We start from the raw sequence: 22,246 nt of genomic DNA on the forward strand, positions 1-22,246 counted from the left end.
CATGGGTTTTTACCTGATCTCGTTGCCTATTTCGGTGCCGGTGATGACTCAAATGGTTATCACCTTTGCTACCACCAAGGAGCGCGTGACTCCTGCAGTCAATGAGTCCAGTGATCTTTCCATCGAACTTAACGATCTGTGTAAAAACTTACCTTTCATTATATTGCCCCTGCTTGCAACCACGCTATTTTTTACTACCGCAACTGTTATAGCAGTACTTTCTTCTTTGTTATTATGGCTATGATGTGGTTTGTCATTAAACGGCTCATCAATCAAGACACAAAAAATTTATCCAGAACCCAAAGAGATATGGTGGATCTACTGACCAACAAGCCTTGGATAATATTACTCAGCATGGGCTTTCTTACCATGATGTTTAATGGCATCAAATATGGGGTAATTGCTTACTACTTTAAATATCAGGTCGGCAATGAACTCATGGTCGGTCAATATTTTATCGCACTGCTGTTAGTGTCAATTCTCGGCGCCCTGTCTACTGGCTACCTTTCTAAAAAATGGGGCAAACAAAACCTATTCATCACATCACTTCTGCTTAGTGGTCTATTAACATCTGCGCTCTACTGGGTACCTAATGGCAATATTACCGCCATCTTCATATTAGGCTGCTAAGCTGAATTTTTTGCCGCTATGATGCCAACGCTATTCTTTTCTATGCTGGGAGATTCCGCCGATTATTCTGAATGGAAAAACGGTCGTCGAGCGACGGGGTTAATCTATTCCGCCGGCACCTTTTATTCAAAAAACCGGCAGTGGATTTGCCGGAGCAGTCGTTTTGGCTGTGTTAGCAAGTTATGGATACGATGGCATGGATCAATCCACCATAAAAGCTTCATTACCAGGTATGCAACTGTTAATGAGCTGGATCCCTGCTGGCTTTGCCTTTGCGGGCGTTATTTTAATGCTGTTCTACCCGTTGGGCTGTAAACAAAACCAAGAGATTGGCGAAGAGCTTGCTAAACGTAGCAAGCTTTAGCTCCTGCTTAACTTTATAAAAATGCAGGGTAACCGCTATACATGTTCACAGCTAAAGAAAAGATGACCAACGACCTTGGGAAATGTAATACAAGCTGAAGCAACCCCAAATGGAGCTGAATGCTCAGACCCATGAGTAAACAGTCAGAGCCATCCAAAGCTTACATAATAACGTTAAACTGAAACAAAAATAGCTAAAATCTTTGGTAAATCTGTAGCGTAAAGAATAAGATAGCGTCAGCGCTTTATACGTTATACCAATCGATATAAGCACAATAAGGAAGAGTATGGCAACCATTTATGATGTCTCTGTGCTAGCTGGAGTGTCGCTAGCGACAGTATCCAGAGTGATGAACAAAAATACAAAAGTCAGTGAAAAAACCGAAAAAAAAGTGCTCGATGCCATGGAAGAACTTGGCTACAGGCCAAACTCTATCGCACAATCACTGGCCTCAAATCGTTCTAATAGTGTCGGCGTTTTAGTATCAGAGCTTCATGGTCCCTTCTATGGCGCCATGATGAGTGGAATAGAAGCCGAGCTGAGAACATCAAAGAAACATGTCATCATAGCTGCCGGACACAGCGACGAACAAAGCGAAAAAGAGAGCATTGAATTTCTCATCGACCGTCGCTGTGATGCACTAATACTTCACGTAGAAGCCGTTTCAGATGAATACCTAATCGAGTTAAGTAAAGGCTCAATGCCTATCGTACTTATCAACCGATATATTCCGGCTCTCAAAGATAACTGCATCTTCTTAGATAACCAGCTAGGGGGGTATTTAGCGACCAAAGCCATCCTCGACTCAGGGCATAAGTCTTTAGCCTATATTTCAGGACCTATGTGGAAGCTTGATACCCAAGCGCGTTTAAAGGGTCACAAGCAAGCCTTGGACGAATCTGGGATTGAATTTAATCCATCACTGATGTTTGAAGGGAATTACCTTGAAACTGGTGGTCGTCAAGGCTTTAAGGCTCTCAAAGCCGGAAGTATTGAATTTACAGCTCTGGTATGCGCTAACGATGAAACCGCAGCAGGTGCCATGGATGCAGCAAGGCTGATGCAAGTAAATATACCTGCAGACATATCAATCATAGGTTTTGATAACATCATTCTGGCTAATTACATCCACCCCAAATTAACCACAATTGATTACCCGATAGGGGAAATGGGCCATATGGCCGCGCGTTGGATCTTAAAAAACACCTATAAGAACATGTCTCTTAATATCAAAAACATGTTTGAACCAGCCTTGGTTCACAGAAATTCCATTAAGATAATAGAGCCTAGATAGTGTAATAAACGAGAATCATAAAATGATTTCTTGCCTGCCCTACCTATGTAAAGTCGGTGTACTACACTCACCGACTTAATCCCTGCAACACACTCATTAAGTGAACTTCAATTCCCAATTATCCCACAAGACAAATTTCAACACGTTTTTTCTCATCCTCTTATTTAAAAGGCAAATTTTCTCAAGCAGTCATTTTCATTGCCATACCGATTACTAATCCAACGTTTACCAACAGAAAGAACACAAACTATCCAATAAACAGGTTTCACCACGTTTTTTCTCATCCTCTTATTTAATAGGCAAATTTTCTCAAGCAGTCATTTTCATTGCCATACCGATTACTAATCCAACGTTTACCAACAGAAAGAACACAAACTATCCAATAAACAGGTTTCACCACTAGTAATCACAAACAGAAAAATCCGCCGAGCCCAGACATTATACTCAATCCATGGCCAGAGACTCAGGCTGGCAATGGCGCATATCTCTGCAACATAGGGTGGGAAATGGCTTGGTCTACTGCAGCCGATTCATATCCGATGAAGATGCCATCGCTAGTCTGATGGATAATTTAGAGTCTGCTGTGATCACTGAGCCAAGAGTATTCAAATATAAAACAGGGTCTCATCGTATCGAGCTGTTTAAAGACACAGCCTGTGTTTTCCTGACTGAAACCGAACTATTTCGTATCGATTTTTGGACTCAGGTCATGCTAGGCCAAGGTATCATGCCAAAGCACTATCATCGGATAGTCGATAATATGAATGATACTGAGCTAAAACGATTTCTTGCAAGCCTTAAGCAGATGGTTGATAAACAAGTCACTCAGATGCCCTCTCATCAAGACTTTATCGATCAATACTGCAAATCCCCCCAGCTTGCCTGACGGAAATATCTCAAGAGGACAAATGAGTCCTTAAGTAAACCGATAAATACATTCAGGCATGCCTTTATGGTACACCTGCTTAACATCACACCCCAAAAACAAACAAATTTAAAGCCCCCACCACATCGAATTAATAAATGTAAAAAAAGGTCGATACAGAAATTAATTTTTCCCCTAATATTCAGCTCAATATTGTCATGAAGTACTAAAATCCCTTAGAATCCCCGTCAATGACATAAGGGATCACAATGAAACTCAAAATATTATCTGGATTACTACTTCTTACATGTTCATCGGCGCAAGCCGCCTGGTGGGTTGAGCCTGATGATCTTGCTCTAAGAGCGGATATTCAATTGCTAGCCGACACAGGTATTATTCTGCAACCTGTAACGACCTACCCTTTGATGTGGGCTGGACTAAAGCAAGATATGGATAAGGCTGAAATTGAAACGTTATCATCCATGCAGGCCAACGCTTATGACCGTGTCATGGCCGCCTATAACAAAGATCATCAAAGCTTTAATGCCGAAGTTAAGCTTGCTGCGGCAACAGATAATGCCCGCTTTCTAGGGTTTGGCCATGATTACCGTGACAAAGGCGAAACCACAGTCAATGCCGAAGTCACCAAAGACTGGTTTAGCGGCCGAATTTCAGCCAGTTATCATTACGACCCAATCGATGGTAACAGCGCACGTTTGGACAACAGTTTCGCCGCAGTCATGTTAGGCAACTGGATTGTTAGCGCCGGTGCCCAGCAAAAGTACTGGGGACCAGGCTGGGACACAGGCTTGATTCAAACGACTAACGCCAGACCTATGCCGGGGGTCACCTTTAGTCGTAACAACAGCGAAGCCTTTGAAACACCTTGGCTGAACTGGATAGGCCCATGGACCTTCACCACCAGCTTTAGTCAGATGGAAAGCGACCGTCATGTGCCAGATACTCAACATTGGGGTGCTCGCGGCACACTCAGACCCATCTCTAAGTTAGAAGTTGGCTTCTCCTGGACCATGCAGTGGGGCGGTGAAGGAGAAGGAAATAGTCTCAGCGATTGGTGGGATGCTCTAGGCCAGGGAGGTCAAACTGAAAATGGTGAAGGGAACATGCTAGCTGGTTACGATTTCCGTTGGTCAGATACCGCTTTCGGTATCCCCTACGGTATTTACTACGAGCGTACCCATGAAGATTACCACAATGGTAAGAACAAGCTGATCAATGCCGCTAATATGGGCGGTGTTGACTTTGTTTTAACCGATATCAATACTCGGATCTTTATCGAGTATGCCGACACAGCCGTCTCTTGTGGCGTTGATGACAAGATTTACAACTGCATGTATGAGCACACCTTTTATAAAGATGGCTACCGCTACTATGGTAAAAGCTTGGGCAGCACCTATGACAATGACTCACGTACATTGGTTATTGGGGGGATCACCCAACTGGGTGGTGGGCAAAGTATCACCAACAAGCTGAGATACCTAAAACTCAATTTCGATGGCACAGACACCTCAAATCCTGAAGGCGGAAATCCGGTATCTCCAGGAGAATATGAGCGCATGTATCAGTTCGACACCAGCTATCACAGACCCTTCTATGAAGGTACGCTAAAAGTTGGTGGCACCTTAGGTTATAGCGAATATATGACCAGCGGTGGTGATGACTGGGATACGACGGTGTACGCAGCCTGGGAAAGAAGTTTTTAATAGAAGTTCCTAGGACCAGAGACACTCGGCATGTGAGTTAATTGACGTCAGCGTCCCCGGTAGAATAAAAGTGACTGAGCGCTCGTGCCAGTCACTTTCTTATATCTAATAGGGCACAGCTCATCGAATAGACATTGCCTTATTAGCTTTATAAAACCTAGAGCCTCTTTCCTAGGATCTTTCTTGATTAAAGCTCAGCAAAATCATCCAGGGTCTTATGCCCTCTTTTAGAAAGAAATGTCAGCAGCGCCTCCGGACTTCGATTCAACAGTCGATCGCAGGGAAACTCCGCTTCCTCTATAATTTCCAGCGCTTGTGAGAACTCGCCTAAACTAAAGGCAACATGAGAATCTGAGCCCATCACTAACAAGCCACCAGCATCTCGAACGGCTTTTGCTATTGCGACACAGTTAGCCTCACTGCCTTTTCGCGACATCTTAAACGAAGAATTATTGATTTCGAGTGCAACATTAGATTTGGCTGCTGCGGCGGCCACCGCGTTGATATCGATAGGGTAAGCCGGGTTCCCCGGATGAGTAATGATATCCACGTTGCCACTTTCGATGGTATTTATCAGTGCTTGGGTGTGAGTTTGCTTATCTGAGGGCGTAAAAACGGGTTCGTGAAACCCGGCCAGCACAATATCTAACGCTTGTAGGTAATCCCCAAAGTAGTCAATTTCTCCCGCATCATTTTTAATATTCGCCTCTATACCTCTTAAAATACCAACGCCATCTAGTATCCTGGGCAGCACTCTAATATTAACAAAATGCCAGAAATGAGGAGCATCGGCCATATCCGGACCATGATCGGTTATCGCAAATAACCGCAAACCTTTCTCCTTCGCCACAGCGATGTAATCATGAATCGTACTATAAGCATGAGTAGAGGCGATGGTGTGAGCATGAGTGTCAACAAGGTACTTCATAAAGGCTCTTCTTGTACTTTAGATTAAAATATCAATACACAAGATTCTACGTTTTATCATCACTTAGCCTAACTTTCAGAAACTACGCCTTGTAGTTCATCCCATCCCTGACGCTTTCGGTAAATCGTCGAGGCACTGATGTCTAACATGGCCGCCGCCTTAGGTACATTACCATTACACTGCTCTATGGCCGCCTCAATTGTCTGCTTTTCTGACAGCCAGAGTGGAATGATTGCCTCAGCTTTATCTTTTCCTAAGTCTGCTGATTGCAGGTTTTTACTGCTGAGCTGCTCATCAATAGCGAGTGACTCACCGCTATTGATTGCCGAAGTCTGATTAGCACTCGCGATGGAGATTATCGGCTTGATTTGAGGTTGGCCGCTGCCCGAGTCTGGTTTAAATAATGCAGGTAACATCGACTCATCTACAATATCGGAAGAGTTAAGTACCACAATCTGTCTGATAATATTTTGCAATTGACGGACATTACCCGGCCAATTATAGGTCTGTAGGACTTTCTTCGCCTCAATACTGAAACTTTTAAACTGCTTACCCTCTTCGGCGTTATATTCTTTTAAGAATTTTTGAGCGAGTAACAGCACATCTTTTCCCCGCCCTCTTAACGCAGGTAACTCAATAGGGATCACATGTAATCGATAAAATAGATCTTCTCTAAACCTACCCGCTTTCACTTCATCCCAAGGGATCCGGTTAGTCGCACTGACAAAGCGCACATCGACTTTCTCCTCCTTGGTTCCACCAACCCTTTGAAAGATCCCCGTTTGGATAAATCGTAGAAACTTGCTTTGAAGCTCAAGCTCCATCTCGCATACTTCATCTAAAAAAAGGGTTCCTCCATGGGCTCGAGTTGCTGCGCCATCACGGTTAGCAATGGCTCCGGTAAACGCGCCCTTGGTATGGCCAAATATCTCACTTTCTATCAAGTCTTTAGGAATTGAGGCACAGTTGAGTGCGATAAATGGCTTATCACGACGATTGCCTGCGTGATGAATGGCCTGAGCGCAGACCTCTTTACCTGTGCCACTTTCTCCTATAATAAAAGCCGAAGCCTTACTATTGGCGACGCAATCTATGGTTTTATATACCGTTTGCATCGCAAGGGATTCACCGATAAAGCCCATGTAATTAGCCTTAGGTAAGCTATTTTCGTAATTGGCGACTAAATTGACCAACTGCCTCTGTTTCAGCGCATTACGGACTGTGATGGAGAGACGTTTAGCATCGAATGGCTTAATAATAAAATCGAAGGCACCAGATTTCATAGACTCGACGGCAAGATCTATAGTCCCATGGGCGGTTATCATGATCACTGTCGTATCAGGATATTGAGTTTGAACTTTCTGCAGTATATCCATGCCAGACATGTCGGGTAACTTGATATCCAGTACCAGTAAATCGGGCTGCCAAATCGTCAGTTCAGTTAACGCATCTTCCCCATGATTAACATGGGTAACTTTCGCTCCTTCGCTGCGGAGGTACTCGGTATACAATGCCCCCAGCGACATGCTGTCTTCAACAAGTAAAACGGTAAATGAGTGCTTAATTTCCATATATTCTTTACCTATTTTCTATACTTCTGGCTGACCCATATTCCTATCAATAATCTGGACCATAAGTAAGCGATTATGCTTCTACAGTGAGACATCTAACAGTAGACTTCAAAGTTCGACAGTCTAGTCGGCCAAACCTAAGCAGCGAAGCGCTCCCTAAAGGCTTTTATGGTCTGCTCTCCAATCTCTTGTACTTCTAGCATATAGGACTCGACCTCTTGTTTATCTTTATCTCGGGCACTTTTTTCTAGGCATTTAGCCACTTCATAAAGGGCTTGTGCGCCAAAGCTTCCAGAGCTACTTTTTAAGGTATGAGCCTGATCATCAATCTCGTTAAAATTCATCGATAGTCTTAATAATTCTAACTTCTCTAAACGCTCGTGGGTCTCTTGAAGATAGACACTGAACATGCCTTCCATTGACTCTTGTCCAAGGGCATCAACCAACTCTGACAGCACCAGCTCGTCGAATAACCTGTCCGAAAGGACCGCTTCATTATCTATCACATTTGGGCCATCTGTTTTCGCATTCATGATATCGTCTATCGTGGATTCTTTAATCAAGCTTAATTCCTGAACAGTCGCTTCACAAGGTTTATGACTGTTTTTCCCCTTTGCTAGAGTATGTTTACTTTGCAGGTCAACGACATCTGAGGAGGGAAGCCACTTATTGATAGCCTTCACCAGCTCAACTTGATTAACGGGTTTCGCCACAAAGTCTTTCATCCCTGCATCGAGGCAGGACTCGACGTCTTCTTTCGATACATTGGCCGTCATGGCTAATATCACAGTGTCAGGCTGAGCGAGTAAAATCTCTCGCGTCGCTTCAACGCCGTCCATCTCAGGCATACGCATATCCATTAATATCAAGCCATAGTTATGTTCGGCTGACATTTTAACGGCCTCTTTTCCGTTATGGGCAAATTCAACTTCGAACCCAGATTTAGCTAACATGGCTCCGGCGATTACTCGATTTGAGGGACTGTCCTCGGCCAATAATAGACGTTTATTCCTCAATGTCAGCTCAGGCAATAAAGTCTCGATCTTTTTGGTATCAAATTCATCCTGACTTTCACCACTAAGCAGGCCTAACAGCATCTCTCTACTCAAGGGTTTATTGATCACTTGCTCTAAACCGAGATCGGCCATGACCACGGGCATTTCAGGACTTAATCCCGACATCAAGGCGGCAATTAAGCCATCTTTGAATAGAAAGTCTCGCTTAAATTGATTCGATAAATTTAAGCTCAACTGAGATAAGCTAGTGTCATCAATCAATATAAGGTTAAACCTGCCTTTCACTTCATCTATTTTAAAGATGTCCGTCAATTGGCTCACATTAACGGTCTGCACCCCATATTGGCTGTACTGTTTTCTCACCAGATGAGAAAAAGTCTTATCGGGGTGAACCAGTAGTACTCTGGCATGAGCAGGAATATGGGTAAGATAATTGCCTCTTTGTTCTTCTAGCTGTAAACGTACATCGAACCTGAAGCAACTGCCATGACCCAGACGGCTGCTCAGCTCTATCTCTCCGCCCATCATGATGATTAACTCGGAACAAATGGCTAAACCTAATCCGGTGCCTTTATAGTTGGTATTATGCTGATCATGAACCTGACTAAACTCTTGAAACAATTTCTTTTGAGCCGGAAGGCTAATACCAATGCCTTCATCTGTGACGGCACAATGCAGTTGCACCTCCTGGTGATGGCTGTCAGGGATCCACATCTCCACAGAGACACAGCCACCACTGGAGAATTTAATCGCATTATCCACAAGATTATGTAGTACCTGACGCAATCGTTGGGCGTCGCCCTTGACGAGATCCGGTACATTTCGATTAATAAATGTCGCTAAGTTGACGCCTTTCTCATTGGCTTTAGGCGCTAAAATCTGCATCACCTGAGCCACCATTTTAGCTGGCGAGAAACTCATGTTTTCCAACACCATCTGTCCGGCTTCAATTTTTGAAAAATCTAGAATATCGTTGATGGTACTCAGTAGTGCAGTACCGGCTTCTTTAGCCGTATGCGCGTATATTCGTTGGTCTTTATTCAGTTTAGAGTCTAGCATCAGTTCCACTCCACCTAATACGGCGTTCAGTGGAGAACGAATTTCATGACTCATAGTCGCCAGAAATCTAGATTTAGCCTTACTGCCTATTTCAGCCTGCTCTTTAGCTTGCTTTAACTCAGTCTCATACTGCATACGTTCTGAAACATCGTGTAAAAAAGCAGTAAGTAAGATCTCATCGCCGAGTTGTACCGGGATCATCTTCATCTCAACTGGAAAGTTAGTGCCATCAGCCCGAATAGACATAAGCTCTACGCTCTTCTTTATCGCTGGACCACAGCCAGTCTTCCTGAACGTCTCCAGCCCTTCCTTGAAAGCCTTTCTCTCGATATCGACAAAAATCAGATCCTCTAAAATCTCGCCTAGAGCCTGTTCACGACTATGGCCAAACAAATGACTGGCCGCATCATTAAACTCTTGAATACGCCCTGTGATATCTATGGTAATTAATGCATCTTGGCTCGCCTCAAGCGTCGCAAGCAATATAGACTCTGTCCGTTTAGCCTCGGCCTCTTTTCGTTTAATATCACTTAAGTCTTTCACTAAGCCCAGTAACATGACGTCGCCATCAATCAACATCTTAGAGACAGACAGATCGATGGGAAACAGCTTACCATTCTTGTGTTGTGCCACCAGCTCCCTTCCCCTGCCTTGTAGCACCCCTCTTTTAGAGTTAATAAAACTCATCAGGAAATCATTTTGCATGTGTCGTTCGTGACTGGGCATGAAAATGGATACGTTCTGTCCAATCAAGTCATTCTTGTCATAACCAAAAAGATGACCGACGGCGGGATTAACCTGAACGATGATCCCCTTGGTGTCTATGATGATAAACCCATCTACGGCGGCTTCTAAAATAGTACTGAGGCGAATATTGGCGCTCTCAAGTTCTTGAGCATTCTTCTCAATTTTTTCAATCATACGATTGAATGCCTGGGTAGTTTGACCTATTTCATCGTCGGTATTAACAGGAATTTGAATTCCGGTTTCCCCCTTGAGTATTCTTTTAGATGCCCGTTTTAGTTCACTCAAATTCTTGGTCAAGTAACTGCCCAATAGCCAGGAAAAAAGCGCAACCAATAACATCTCTAGCCCCGCAATCGAACTAAAACGCGTTGTGGCTCGGGCTAAAAACTGATCGAACTCATCGATACTGACTCCCAGTTCAACACGACCGAACACAAATCCAGACTCAATAATGTCGGCCTTCACATCAAGCACACCGTCTTCTATGTCAACAAACCCGCCACCCACATAAACTAGCGCCTCTTCATCGCTGACTGGCTTTTGATCACCAGCTGAGCTTAGCACCGGCTCTCCCGCTCTTACGAGCAAGTCATTACGATCATAAATTTCCACATACAAGACTTGAGTATTCACGAGTAGCTCGTTCGACAACTCCTGCAAGGTGGACACATCGGTGCTTATCACCGCATCTTTAGCCGCCGCAGCAAATAGCGCCACGACTGAACGTGCGCGTTTTTCAATCTCTGCCTGATTGGAACTCTTGAGATAATCGACACTGGTATAAACCAGCAGCATCAAGAGCACGCCCTCGATTAACGCGATACCTAATACCGTTTTTAATCTAAACGTCATTAGTAACCTCCCTACTATCAGCAAGCAATAATGAACCCATTCTTATTCATCATTCGTTTCTAAGGGCTTAGGAAAATCACCTAAGCCTAAGGCTCTCACATCATTCCAGTCACTACTCTTGGCGGCTTCAAAAGGTCTAAATCCCAGCCCTTCCAGTAGTAGAGTTCCTTCTTGAGTCGATGAGAATTGAGAGAAGTTTCTAACTAATTCTCCTCTCACTTCCATGGGGACTCTTGGATGAATAGCCACGGCATGGGGAGTGTACCCAGGTGTTTCCCAGAGCACGCGCAACTGCTTGGTCACCTCTTTATCCATTGTTTTAAAAGTTCTTTTAACCCCTCCTCCACCAGCCACTAACCCTTGGGCTACGGCGAGATAAACAGAATCATGTGAGCCAACATACTTTATTTGATTATTAATTCCCTTTATCTTCAAGTTAGCTCGAGGCAACACACTCGCGGCAAAAGCAGCGGGAGCCGGGAAGGCCAATAACTGTCCATCGAGATCTGACAGAGACTGAGCTTTAGCACTTTTCTTAACGACAATAATCCCTTTTAATTTTTTACCTTTCTCTTTTACCAGCGCCAGATAACCGGGTGATTCATTAAACACGGTAAAGTGGTAGGGGTTCATATAAGCAATATCGTACTCCCCCTTAGCCAAGCGCTTCTCAAACGTGGGAATATCGGGAGCTGTCGCAAATTGCAATTGATAATTTGCATTTTGCGACAAGGCTACGAGTAAGGGAGACCACTTTCTTGCCAGCATACTAGCGGCTTGTTGGGGAACCACGCCAAATGTGAGAATTGAAGGTTCGTTAACTGTGTGTTTTGTATCAGATGCTTGCGCCGTGATAACACCACAAAAAAACAAGGCTAAGACGAGGGACAGATGAGTGTTGAGCCATTGTGATATTTTCATTATGTGTATCCTTACCAGTGACAATCCTAAATACTGGAGCAAAGCCTATGCCAAATCTCAGCGGGCTTAGTCACAATCAATTAGGCCCACACCAATAAATTCGGCAACAACATCCTTTTCTCACTAAAAAACAACCTGTTAACACAATATGAATCACATTTTTGCATTTTGCAATTAATACCTGCTCAGATACATTTAAATCATCACCACAAGAATACTTTATAACTATTAACAACAAGATAGGATTATGCCCCTGACAATGGCACAAAGATTGCCTTTTAATTTGATATCACATATTAGGTAATGAGCCTGCTTATGACTTCAAATGCAACACATGGAATGTCCACTACTGCAATCCAGTTTAGATTAGACACACTTTCAGTCCTACTGGTTGAAGATACTCAGAGCGAGCGATACTTTATTGCCAATTTGCTACAAAGCATGGGAATGGACGTTTCTAGCTGTGCTAGCGGTGAAGAAGCTATCGAGTTATATCAAAGCCACATGCCCGATATCGTGATCAGTGACTGGAGAATGCCAGGCTTGACTGGTCCCCAGTTATGCCAACAACTTAAGAAAGAGGCATTACCGCCTTACATTATCTTGCTAACGGCTAACAATCAGGCAAAACACATGGTAGAAGGCATTGAGTCCGGTGCCGATGACTTTCTCACCAAACCTTTTATACCTAGCATATTAAAAGTGAGGCTATTAGCCGCGGCGCGCATCGTCAAGATGCAACAACACCTGAGCGATAAGAACATGGCGCTCAACAGCGCTCTGTCCAAAGAGCAAGCCTATTTAGCACAGGTTCAAGCAGATCTAGATAGCGCCGCCAGACTACAGGGCTCGTTACTGCCGGCATCGAGCCAACTCATCAATCAATGGAGTCTAGCAGCCAGATTCCAACCCGCCCAAGACCTAGCTGGCGACATATTTCAATGCTTTAACATCGATGATTCTCATCTGGGTTTCTATCTGCTCGATGTCACCGGTCACGGTATCGCAGCCTCTATGCAAAGTTTTACATTAGCTCAGAGGCTCAGCAGTAAAAGTTGTCACTGGGACAGCTTAGACCCTGCATTAATTGTGACTGAGCTTAATGCAGATTTTGAAGATCCTGAAAATGCCGGGCGGTTCGCCACATTGATTCTTGGAATAGCCAATACTGACAGTGGCCAAGTGAGAATTACCATTGCAGGGCACCCACAGCCAATCTTGCTTGATAAAAATAGCGCCACCATGATGAGCCTGGATTCAGGCATTCCCCTGGGTATAGATAGTCAATATCAATACCAGTACAACTCATTCTTCTTGCGCAGTGAGCAGCATCTGATGCTCTACTCAGACGGTTTATATGAGTGCCAACATCCTACTTATGGCGAGTTTGGCCAACAGAGACTACTCAAGACCTGCTCTGATGCACACCAACTATCACCAGAAGAGCTGTTGCACCATCTCAGTCACGCCATCGAACTCTGGCAGCAAAATACCCCCCAAGATGATATCTCAATGATGATAATTTCCACCTCGAACTTAGATACAACAGCAATGAATGCCTCTCTGCATCACTCTGATAATAAAATGAATTTACAGGCGGCTCCTAGGTCTCTTCCCTGACATGAATAAGGAAAAAAGAAAAGGTTATCAATATGAATCGATCATGAGTCCGCTATATCAACAAACCTTGAAACATGATTTTAACCCGAATATTACGATATAAAAAAGTTAGCCCAGCTAGTTGGAGGCGATATGAACAGCATACAATTAAATCTATCTCAAAAAATCTGGAGCAGTAAGCTATTATGTGCCGAGCTCGAGCAATTTTTACAACAAAACAGCGTGCGTACCCAGCAGAGGTTTAAAGTCATCACCTGCATTCTTGAGGCATTATCCAATGTCTTAGAACACACCGACAGCCATTTGGAACAGATAGTGGTGATCTTACATTGCGATCAAGAGATCATCACCATAGATTTGCTCGACAACTCCCCCTACACCCCCATCGACGATCAGGTCGATTGTCCCTCTCCATTCTCACTCTCAGGAAGAGGATTATGGATAATACAAAACTGGATGGATCAGATGAGATTCCAAGCCTCTGTGGCAGGCACACATCTCAGATTGAGCCTGTTACGATAATCTCCTGTAGGAGGGTCTTTAGGCTCTTGGGTCTATTCTCTCGCGGCTAAAGCCGCTCCTACAGCTGACAATCTCAGCGTCATCTGACCGCCATGGAGGGCCGAAATGCCGTTTATGCTAGGAGCAATAACCGGCCATTTCCTGTAGGAGGGTGCTTTAACCCCGAGGCTTTAATGATGCGTTCTTTTCTGTAGCCCGAAGCTTTGTTGGTGTGTTCTCTCGCGGCTGAAGCCGCTCCTACAACTGACAATCAAGCCGCCCTTGCCATACCAACGTAGCGTCATCTCTGCTCCATCCAGCATAACGTCACCTTTCCTGTAGAAGGGCGCTTTAGCCCCGAACCTTTAACTATGTATTATTTCGCGGCTGAACCCGCTCCTACAAAGGTCTTTAGATCCGAAGCTTTTTAGAGGCCCAGCTTTGCAAATTGCAAGGCAAATCATAAAGGAACAAAGTATGTTTTTTTCATATTGATCTTTATCCAAGAACCTTAAATCAATAAATTCAATGAATTAAAAGTTGGCCTAACTTGTGCTTGATTAATTATTACGTATCGATAATAAACAAGATGATTCTTTTAAGGAGCTAGATATGAAGTTCTCTCCCTTGGCACTCGAAAACGCATGCTTAGTTACCTTACCTAAAGAGATGATAATGGCTCAGACGCCTACACTAAGAGCCGCTATTTCTCGTCAAATTGAAACTGGCAGTACCAAGCTGGTGATGGATCTACATCAAGTGGAATATATTGACTCCAGTGGCCTGTCTATTCTTGTCTCGGCACATAAGCTCACCCAGAAACATTCAGGAGAGGTGATTCTGCTCTCCCCTTCTGCTGGCGTACGCGCCCTAATCGAGCTCACGCGCTTGCATCATGTGTTCACGATCTTCGAAGATCGTGATGCAGCAATCGAACATATCTGTGATCTCTGATTGAGGGAAAATTGCGGCATACACTGACGGTGAATAAAGGTTAAGACTAAAGAATAATAGAATATCTAGGAGCTAATTATGGAAGAATTAGATAGCGATACCCTCAAGAGGCTCGGTGTATTTCTCTTGCTAAACCTAGCAGCATTAGTCAGCTTAGTCATGATCGATAATGAAGATAGAAATCTGTGTAATAACAAAAGTGACACAGTAATAAGTCAGCAAAGTTCCACCGAGTCGAACACTAGAACCTGTCTCTACTATGGTGGGCGTGTCCTTCATGAGAGACAAAGATAGGCCATTACTGAATGGCTCATATCATCAAGAAAAGCCTAAGTTCATTCGCATTTTGCAAAAATAATCAGATCAAAGCAGCGAAAATAGTAAATCTTTGCAAACAGCGAAATTTGATCAACTAAAAAACAATAGTTAAGCCGGCAATAACAACAAAATATAAATGCAATATCAAAGTATTAGGTAAAATCCCAACAGCTGGCACTGTTTATGTATAACTCTTCATAGGAACCCTATTTAGGTTTAATGTATATCAATGTTGAGGAGAGCTTGATGCCGGTACTTGATAATGCCCAACAGGGAACCAGAGGTGGATTCACCGAGAGTTTGCTCTCCATTGGCTCTGCACAAGTGCTGGGACGGATTATTAGATTTTCCTCTAGTATCATCTTGGCTCATCTGCTTACACCTGAAGTATTCGGTGAAGTCGCCATCATACTTGCCTGCTTTGAACTCATCAGTGCACTGATTGGGCGTATGACTTCATTACCTTTGCTAAAAATGGACGATATAACCTACCATTCTGCCCTACCTGTCGCGAATAAGATAAATTGGTTCGCCGCGATTATTGCTTTTGTTGCCATGAGCTTACTCAGCTGGCCTCTCTCATTCTCCCATCAGGATTCAACGTTAATCCCGCCTATGATACTCATGGCAACAAGCTATTTGTTGCTTCCCTTGGGCATGCTTCATGCGACATCAAACCTAAGGACAAACGAGATACGAGTCGTCGGTCAAGCCATACTGTGGCAGACCATAGGCGATGGTGTACTCACAGCCAGCTTAGCTTTGCTCGGTTTGGGGATCTGGGCCATTATCATACCTAAGGTAGTAGGGATCCTGATATGGGTCGGGATCCACAGGTATCATAACCCCTTAGTATATGGCTCAGACTCTCAGCATCCTCCTGCCGAGCACTTTTATTCCCCTAATAGCGCTCTCAATTCACGCTCAGAAATAGAGACAAGCAGAGTGTCACATCAGGTGGCTAGCCTCAAACAAATAAAGGACGATACTAGGCAAGCCGATATAAAGAATCTTGCTATAAGTATCAAACTCATCGCCAGCTTAAGGGATACTGAAGAGATAAAAAAAATCACGCATAAACTCACTCAGCGCCATCCCCCCATAAATGAGATGCTACATTTGGGTGCTCATGCTGGCTTATATGATTTAAGTATCGCCCTAAGGAACAACATAGATTACTTGCTTGTGGGGTATTTTCTCGGGCTAGAAGTACTTGGGATTTACTTTTTTGCCTTAACCGCCAGTTTAGGGCTCTGTACTGCAATAGCACCGGGATATTCCAGTGAGATAAAACCCAATGACCACATTAATAGGCATAGTGATAGATACATTAGCACCCAGAGTGAAATAAGAAATCGTTACTGGCACTCCCTTTCACAAGTCCTCAAAATCACAGTTCCGATAATAGTGCTACAACTTGTATTTGCACCTTTCTACCTGCCTTTTGTATATGGCGAGCATTGGATTGAGGCCGGAGCATTTCCCATATTTATTCTATTTAGCTTATGCGGTCTTATCAGGCCTTATGCTATAGCTGCCAGCCAGCTATTGGTCAGTATAGATATGCAACGAATCGACCTTAAATTCAATATGGGTTTCACCTTGCTGTTAGCCCTCACTATTGGTTTTTTCAGCCAGTGGGGATTGAAAGAAGTGGCCTTAGGCGTCTTCCTCATTCAACTTTTTACCTCACTGGCTTTAACTTGCTACGTTCACTCTTATGTTCTCAAATCGAGTACAAACAGCAGCAAGTTAGACAATAAACAAACACCTCATGTGAATAAAAAAAATTCAAAAGCATTTGAACAGGAGCTTCCCCATGACGCCTAGAGTCTCAGTCATTATGCCTGTCTACAATGTGCAACACTTCGTCAAGAGTGCCATTCATTCCGTATTACTGCAGTCATTTACCAACTTTGAGCTTATTCTGGTGAATGACGGTTCGACAGATAAGAGTTTAGAAGTCTGTCGTTCTATACATGATCACAGAATTCGCATCGTTAATCACACTCAAAATAAAGGCTTAGCCGCTGCAAGAAACACTGGTATTCGCCACTCAATAGGCAGGTATATCGCCTTTCTCAATTCAGATGATATGTGGCATCCGGATAAACTCAAGATGCATGTCAAACACCTGAGTCAATCACCTAAGGTGGGGATCAGTTTTTCTCGCTCAAGCTTTATGAGCCATAAAGGCAGATTAATTCACTTTTATCAGATGCCTCAGCTAACCGGGATAACAGCGGCCCATCTCTTGTGTCGAAACCCAGTAGGCAATGGATCCGCTGCCGTTATCCGTCGTGAAACACTCAACGACATTCGTTTCCAGGCCCTAAATCATAGCGAAAATTATTCTTGTTACTTCGACGAGCGGTTTCGTCAATCTGAAGACATAGAATGTTGGCTCAGAATTATGGCGACGACTGAGTGGAAGATGGAAGGTATCCCCGCTCCCCTTACTTTTTATCGACTCAGCCAACAAGGCGTATCATCAAACATCATGAAACAGCTCGCCTCTTGGGAGATGATGATAGATAAAGCGAAGCAATTCGCACCAAAATTGTTAAAACGACATGAACAGGATGCAAGAGCTTACCAACTCAGGTATCTCGCGAGACAAGCAATACGAAATGGTCAGGGTAAAAATGCGATTAAACTGATGAATAGAGCCTTGATGATCTCTCCATCAATATTAATGGATGAAACCAGCAGAACTTGCATCACCCTAACCGCAGCTTACCTGCTCTGGCTACTGCCTTCAGCCCTTTATAAAGTCTTTGAACATATCGGCCAATATTTTATGGGCCATGCTCAAAAGGTCCGAATAAGTAAAGATGGGGTTAAATCATCTTTAATATCATAATTTTCTCAATAACTATCTCCACAAACTTACCTATCTTCAAAGCGCTTTGCGCATTGCAAGCCCTCAATGCAAACTGCCACACTTCATTCTTACCACTGAAGTGAAGCAGGATGAATCCCCTGTAATCAACTGTAAATTAAGACTTTTAAAATATGGCCTGACCTATGCATTATCTAAGTAAATCAACATAGCCACATCAATTGATAGTGGGCCATGTGATTAAGACTCAGGCTGTGTACTTATCTAACACACTTAGAAAAGAGCCAAAATTAAAGCTTAAGGTAGAAATCATGCTCTCAGAGACACGAATTGAAACTGAAAGTACCAGTGACAACGCCATTAGGGCGGTCGATATCTCGATGGCTTTATTACTCATTTTGGCGGCAGCCCCAGTACTAATACTGAAATACCTCTATCGCAGGTGTCGATATGGCGCAGCCATTGAGCGAATTCATATCTATGGTGCCAGAGGAAAACCGATAGGCTTATATCAATTTACTGGAGAAGGGATTTGCTGCCAGTGGCCTTACTTAATCAACTTGTTAAAAGGAGATCTATCACTGGTAGGTAGCGAGATAACATTTAATTTCACATCACATACGGCTATAACACCAGAAAAAGAAACACAACAAATCCAAATTACAACATCACAGATAAAACCAGGGATACTGACTTTTAAGCAGATGCACCAAAGGGTCGGCCTCAATTTTGAAAGCCAAAACCCAGAAGTGTACAAGGCACAGAAAAACCCTATCAATTACTTGTTAGCAGCATTAAGGATTTTACTTACTGGCATTTTTTCCAGTTATAAAACTAATAATGCCGTGGCTCAAATCCCTCTGCTTGGCCTTAAGCTAGATAACCTGACTATGGATGAGTTGCTTGAAAATATTACTCAACACGCATTAAACCACCAACGAGGAAAACTCAATCCTCTCTCGGTAGATAAGCCCATTGGCGTGCTTCAATATGCATTCGTCAATGCCGATTGTCTCAACATAAGTGCTAAAGACCCTAGCTACCTAAGATGCTTACGCACGAGTTGTCATAAGGTGTTTGCCGATGGCTCTGGAATACGTTTGGCGAGCCAGTGGAAGGGGTACTCACCAAAAGATAACCTTAATGGTACAGATATGTTTCCTAGGTTATGTGAGCAGTTATCAAAAAAGGGGCTATCGCTTTTTCTTCTCGGTGGAGAAGCTGGAGTCGCCGCTAAAACCGCTGTAAATATGCAGAGAAAACTCCCTAATTTACAGATAGCAGGTACACACCATGGTTTTTTAAACACGCCTAAACTTAATCAGGCGGTGATAGATCAAATCAATGACTCTGGTGCCAGTATATTACTTGTGGCCATGGGAGCCCCTAAACAGGAGATCTGGCTTGAGTCCCATCAAGCAAAACTCGACATTGCCATAGGAATAGGAGTCGGCGGATTATTCGATTTTTATTCAGGAAACATCAAACGAGCCCCATTATGGGTGAGGCAATTGGGTATGGAGTGGATATGCCGACTCGCCGAGGAACCCGTAAGAATGTGGAAGCGCTACATCTTAGGTAATCCCCTCTTCTTGTGCCGTGTTTGTCTCGATATTTTTAGCGCCAAGCAGAGTAAATCTGATCCAATCAAGGGGCAAGTAAGTAAGCCAGACTTAGTCTGTGAAGCTCAGAGATATTCACAGACTAAGTCTGATACCAGATTTGAGTCTGTAGAAACACCAATAAGCAATAAACTCCTCAACCTTACAGATAACCAAGTCCAAAATCGTCAAGCATTAAACCGCTGTAGACGTAAACGAGTACTAGCAAGAATGAGCTCAAGTTTAAAGCGAGGAGTCGACTTAATCGGCGCCTCAACACTTCTCATCTTGTTACTTCCCCTGCTTGTCATCATCTCGGTACTTATACGCCTTGAATCTAAAGGGCCGATAATTTTTAGTCAGCAAAGAGCAGGGAAAGATAATGCCCTCTTTACCATGTGGAAGTTTCGTTCCATGTATCAGAATGCAGAATGCCGCCTCAACAGACTGCAATCCGCCAACGAGATGCCTGGAGGCATCCTGTTTAAGATGAAGAAAGATCCCAGAATCACCTTAGTTGGCAGGTTGATCAGAAAAATGTCTATCGATGAACTCCCCCAGCTGTGGAATGTCATCTGCGGAGACATGTCATTAGTGGGTCCAAGGCCCGCACTGGAGTCTGAAGTTAAACAGTATAGCCTCCACGACAGAAAACGATTAAGCGTAAAGCCAGGTATCACCTGTATTTGGCAAGTCAGTGGCCGGTCCGATATTCCCTTCGAGCAACAGGTTGAACTCGATATTGACTATATCTATAAACAATCATTTTTAACCGATATCTGGCTACTCATTAAAACCATACCCGCTGTCATTTGGGCCCGCGGCGCCTATTAGTAGCCATATGATAGAGAAAGCAAAGATAGTAGCCATATGATAGAGAAAGCAAAGATTGAAGTTGATAGCACTGTAATAAAAGTGAATAAGTATGCGAGTGAAGAAAGGTCATAAATTAGAACATAAATAAAGCACGAGTATGACAGTCAACTGGTAACACAGACTTTTATTCGGGAGCGTAGCAAATGCAAGCCATTATTTTCGCAAATAGATCTGGCAATGAATTAGCCCCTCTAAATAGCCATTACTGCCCGGCCCTGCTCCCCATTGGGAATAAGGCAGTGATCGAATATACCTTAGAGGACATCATCAAATCAGGTATAACCAAAATAAAGTTAGTTGTCTCCTCTCAAGCTACAGAGATTGAACAGTATCTAGGTCAAGGTGAGAGGTGGGGCCTAGAAATTGATTACTTTTTAAGCAAACCAGAGGAAGAGACAGGCCTAATTTTAAAACGTTTAGCACTATCTTGCGATGAAAGTCTTCTACTCGTACGGGGTGACATATTTCGTTCGCCTTGTATTAGCCAATTTATCGATTTTTCCATGGATTTCTCTAATGACTTTGTTCAAGCAAAAATGGATAATCAAAATGCAGGCATGATGCTACTTCCCGCAGCACTTCCCTATATTGCCGACATAGACTGGCCCTTTTCTCCACACTTTGACAGTACTAGCGTAGTGACACTCGTTCTGCATGGACGCTGCTTTATGCTGGATAGCTTTCGCTCTTACATGGATGCGAATTTGAGCTTAGCGACTAACGTGCTTCCATCACTCTCTCCATCGGAACGCAGTTACATATCAGCCAATCCACAGCAAGATTTTTATGTTGGCGCTAAAGCTCATACAGGGCTGTTAAATGAACAAAATGGCTGGGGGATCATAGGAAAAAATAGCAGAATAGAAGATAAGGTGCAGCTGAATGAGTGCATAGTGATCGGCAGTAACTGCCTGATCGACAAAGAGTCTGTGATAGAGAACAGCCTCATCTTGCCTAATACCTATGTTGGTGAAAGATTAGAAGTCAAAAACAGTATCCTATGCAAAAACTTGCTGATCAATCTTCAGAACTCTGGGGTTATTCTGATAAATGATCAGGCATTGATCGGTGCAAACGAGAGCCTGGCTAAACCTGATGAGAATAAAACCAGCTCTATAACCAAAGGCCTGTTATTCATTTTACTGGTATCGAGTTTGCCCCTATGGCCCTTCTTGACGTTATATTCATCCATGAGAAATGCCTTAATGAAACAAGCTGAGCATTCAACTATCTCTGACACCTTTATCGATAATCTAGGTCAGACGTTTCAGGCCTGGAGATGGAACATTCCCGGAGCCATCACCGCCAGATTACCTCAGTTGTATCATGTGTTAACCGGTAGGTTAGATCTTTTTGGCGACTCCCCGGAAGCAAGATACGCCACAGGAAAAGAGCTGCGCCGCCTGGGCGTATTAGGACCAGTACAGTTACTTCTAGACAATACAGCTCCCGAGGAGGAGCGACAATTGTTAGAACTCGAATTCGATGCAGATCTCAGAGCCACAAAATATCTACACTTGCTCTGGCGTGCTTTCGAGTACAGATATAATTCTAGGTTCTAGG

Annotated in this window: 17 protein-coding genes and 2 pseudogenes; 15 read left to right on the plus strand and 4 right to left on the minus strand. The window is 43.6% G+C overall.

Annotated elements, in window-relative coordinates:
- Position 1: 1 nt before the first annotated feature.
- From sps_RS28935 to sps_RS18130, 7 genes and pseudogenes are all read left to right on the plus strand, one after another.
- Positions 2 to 244 carry a hypothetical protein gene (locus sps_RS28935; RefSeq protein ID WP_237157874.1) on the plus strand — a complete coding sequence of 81 codons (243 nt, stop codon included), beginning with the start codon at positions 2 to 4 and terminating at the stop codon, positions 242 to 244.
- Positions 244 to 687, plus strand: a pseudogene (locus tag sps_RS29045) (MFS transporter); the annotation flags it as partial. The gene sps_RS28935 and the pseudogene sps_RS29045, both read left to right, overlap by 1 nt.
- A gap of 112 nt (positions 688 to 799) precedes the next feature.
- Positions 800 to 994 carry a hypothetical protein gene (locus sps_RS29050; protein WP_250638022.1) on the plus strand — a complete coding sequence of 65 codons (195 nt, stop codon included), beginning with the start codon at positions 800 to 802 and terminating at the stop codon, positions 992 to 994.
- Between the two features lie 286 nt (positions 995 to 1,280).
- A complete protein-coding gene (locus tag sps_RS18120) occupies positions 1,281 to 2,288 on the plus strand; it encodes a LacI family DNA-binding transcriptional regulator (RefSeq protein WP_077753784.1) in 1,008 nt (335 codons plus the stop codon).
- A 421-nt stretch (positions 2,289 to 2,709) separates the two neighbouring features.
- Positions 2,710 to 2,901, plus strand: a pseudogene (locus tag sps_RS29090) (tryptophan 7-halogenase); the annotation flags it as partial.
- Between the two features lie 24 nt (positions 2,902 to 2,925).
- Positions 2,926 to 3,174: a tryptophan 7-halogenase gene (locus sps_RS29095; RefSeq protein WP_257788648.1), complete on the plus strand. Its 249-nt coding sequence runs from the start codon at positions 2,926 to 2,928 to the stop codon at positions 3,172 to 3,174.
- 248 nt (positions 3,175 to 3,422) lie between these two features.
- Positions 3,423 to 4,877, plus strand: a complete 1,455-nt coding sequence (locus tag sps_RS18130; RefSeq protein ID WP_077753785.1) for a capsule assembly Wzi family protein — start codon at positions 3,423 to 3,425, stop codon at positions 4,875 to 4,877.
- Between the two features lie 187 nt (positions 4,878 to 5,064).
- On the opposite strand, the gene sps_RS18135 is transcribed toward sps_RS18130, so the two are convergent.
- From sps_RS18135 to sps_RS18150, 4 genes are all read right to left on the minus strand, one after another.
- Positions 5,065 to 5,805, minus strand: coding sequence for a phosphatase (locus tag sps_RS18135; protein ID WP_077753786.1), 741 nt, complete (start codon positions 5,803 to 5,805; stop codon positions 5,065 to 5,067).
- Positions 5,806 to 5,873: 68 nt separating this feature from the next.
- Positions 5,874 to 7,376: a sigma-54-dependent transcriptional regulator gene (locus sps_RS18140; RefSeq protein ID WP_077753787.1), complete on the minus strand. Its 1,503-nt coding sequence runs from the start codon at positions 7,374 to 7,376 to the stop codon at positions 5,874 to 5,876.
- Between the two features lie 137 nt (positions 7,377 to 7,513).
- Entirely contained in the window at positions 7,514 to 11,050 is a 3,537-nt protein-coding gene (locus sps_RS18145; protein ID WP_077753788.1) for a PAS domain S-box protein, read from the minus strand.
- A 42-nt stretch (positions 11,051 to 11,092) separates the two neighbouring features.
- The gene (locus tag sps_RS18150) at positions 11,093 to 11,971 is read right to left on the minus strand and encodes a phosphate/phosphite/phosphonate ABC transporter substrate-binding protein (protein WP_077753789.1); all 879 of its coding nucleotides are present in this window, start codon (positions 11,969 to 11,971) and stop codon (positions 11,093 to 11,095) included.
- Between the two features lie 339 nt (positions 11,972 to 12,310).
- Between sps_RS18150 and sps_RS18155 the strand changes: the two genes are divergently transcribed.
- The 8 genes from sps_RS18155 (at position 12,311) to sps_RS18190 (ending at position 22,245) form a co-directional block, all read left to right on the plus strand.
- Positions 12,311 to 13,591: a PP2C family protein-serine/threonine phosphatase gene (locus sps_RS18155; RefSeq protein WP_077755756.1), complete on the plus strand. Its 1,281-nt coding sequence runs from the start codon at positions 12,311 to 12,313 to the stop codon at positions 13,589 to 13,591.
- A gap of 132 nt (positions 13,592 to 13,723) precedes the next feature.
- The gene (locus sps_RS18160) at positions 13,724 to 14,113 is read left to right on the plus strand and encodes an ATP-binding protein (RefSeq protein ID WP_077753790.1); all 390 of its coding nucleotides are present in this window, start codon (positions 13,724 to 13,726) and stop codon (positions 14,111 to 14,113) included.
- Positions 14,114 to 14,704: 591 nt separating this feature from the next.
- Complete coding sequence (locus sps_RS18165) at positions 14,705 to 15,046, plus strand: STAS domain-containing protein (protein WP_077753791.1); 342 nt, start codon at positions 14,705 to 14,707, stop codon at positions 15,044 to 15,046.
- 78 nt (positions 15,047 to 15,124) lie between these two features.
- Complete coding sequence (locus sps_RS18170; protein ID WP_077753792.1) at positions 15,125 to 15,340, plus strand: hypothetical protein; 216 nt, start codon at positions 15,125 to 15,127, stop codon at positions 15,338 to 15,340.
- Between the two features lie 270 nt (positions 15,341 to 15,610).
- Entirely contained in the window at positions 15,611 to 17,194 is a 1,584-nt protein-coding gene (locus sps_RS18175) for an oligosaccharide flippase family protein (RefSeq protein ID WP_077755757.1), read from the plus strand.
- Complete coding sequence (locus tag sps_RS18180; protein ID WP_077753793.1) at positions 17,184 to 18,227, plus strand: glycosyltransferase family 2 protein; 1,044 nt, start codon at positions 17,184 to 17,186, stop codon at positions 18,225 to 18,227. Before sps_RS18175 ends, sps_RS18180 begins: the two co-directional genes overlap by 11 nt.
- 290 nt (positions 18,228 to 18,517) lie before the next feature.
- Entirely contained in the window at positions 18,518 to 20,641 is a 2,124-nt protein-coding gene (locus sps_RS18185) for a WecB/TagA/CpsF family glycosyltransferase (RefSeq protein ID WP_077755758.1), read from the plus strand.
- A 185-nt stretch (positions 20,642 to 20,826) separates the two neighbouring features.
- Positions 20,827 to 22,245: a nucleotidyltransferase family protein gene (locus sps_RS18190; protein WP_077753794.1), complete on the plus strand. Its 1,419-nt coding sequence runs from the start codon at positions 20,827 to 20,829 to the stop codon at positions 22,243 to 22,245.
- The last annotated feature ends 1 nt before the right edge of the window (position 22,246 follow it).

This window comes from Shewanella psychrophila, assembly GCF_002005305.1.
In the GTDB taxonomy this organism is placed as follows: Bacteria; Pseudomonadota; Gammaproteobacteria; order Enterobacterales; family Shewanellaceae; genus Shewanella; species Shewanella psychrophila.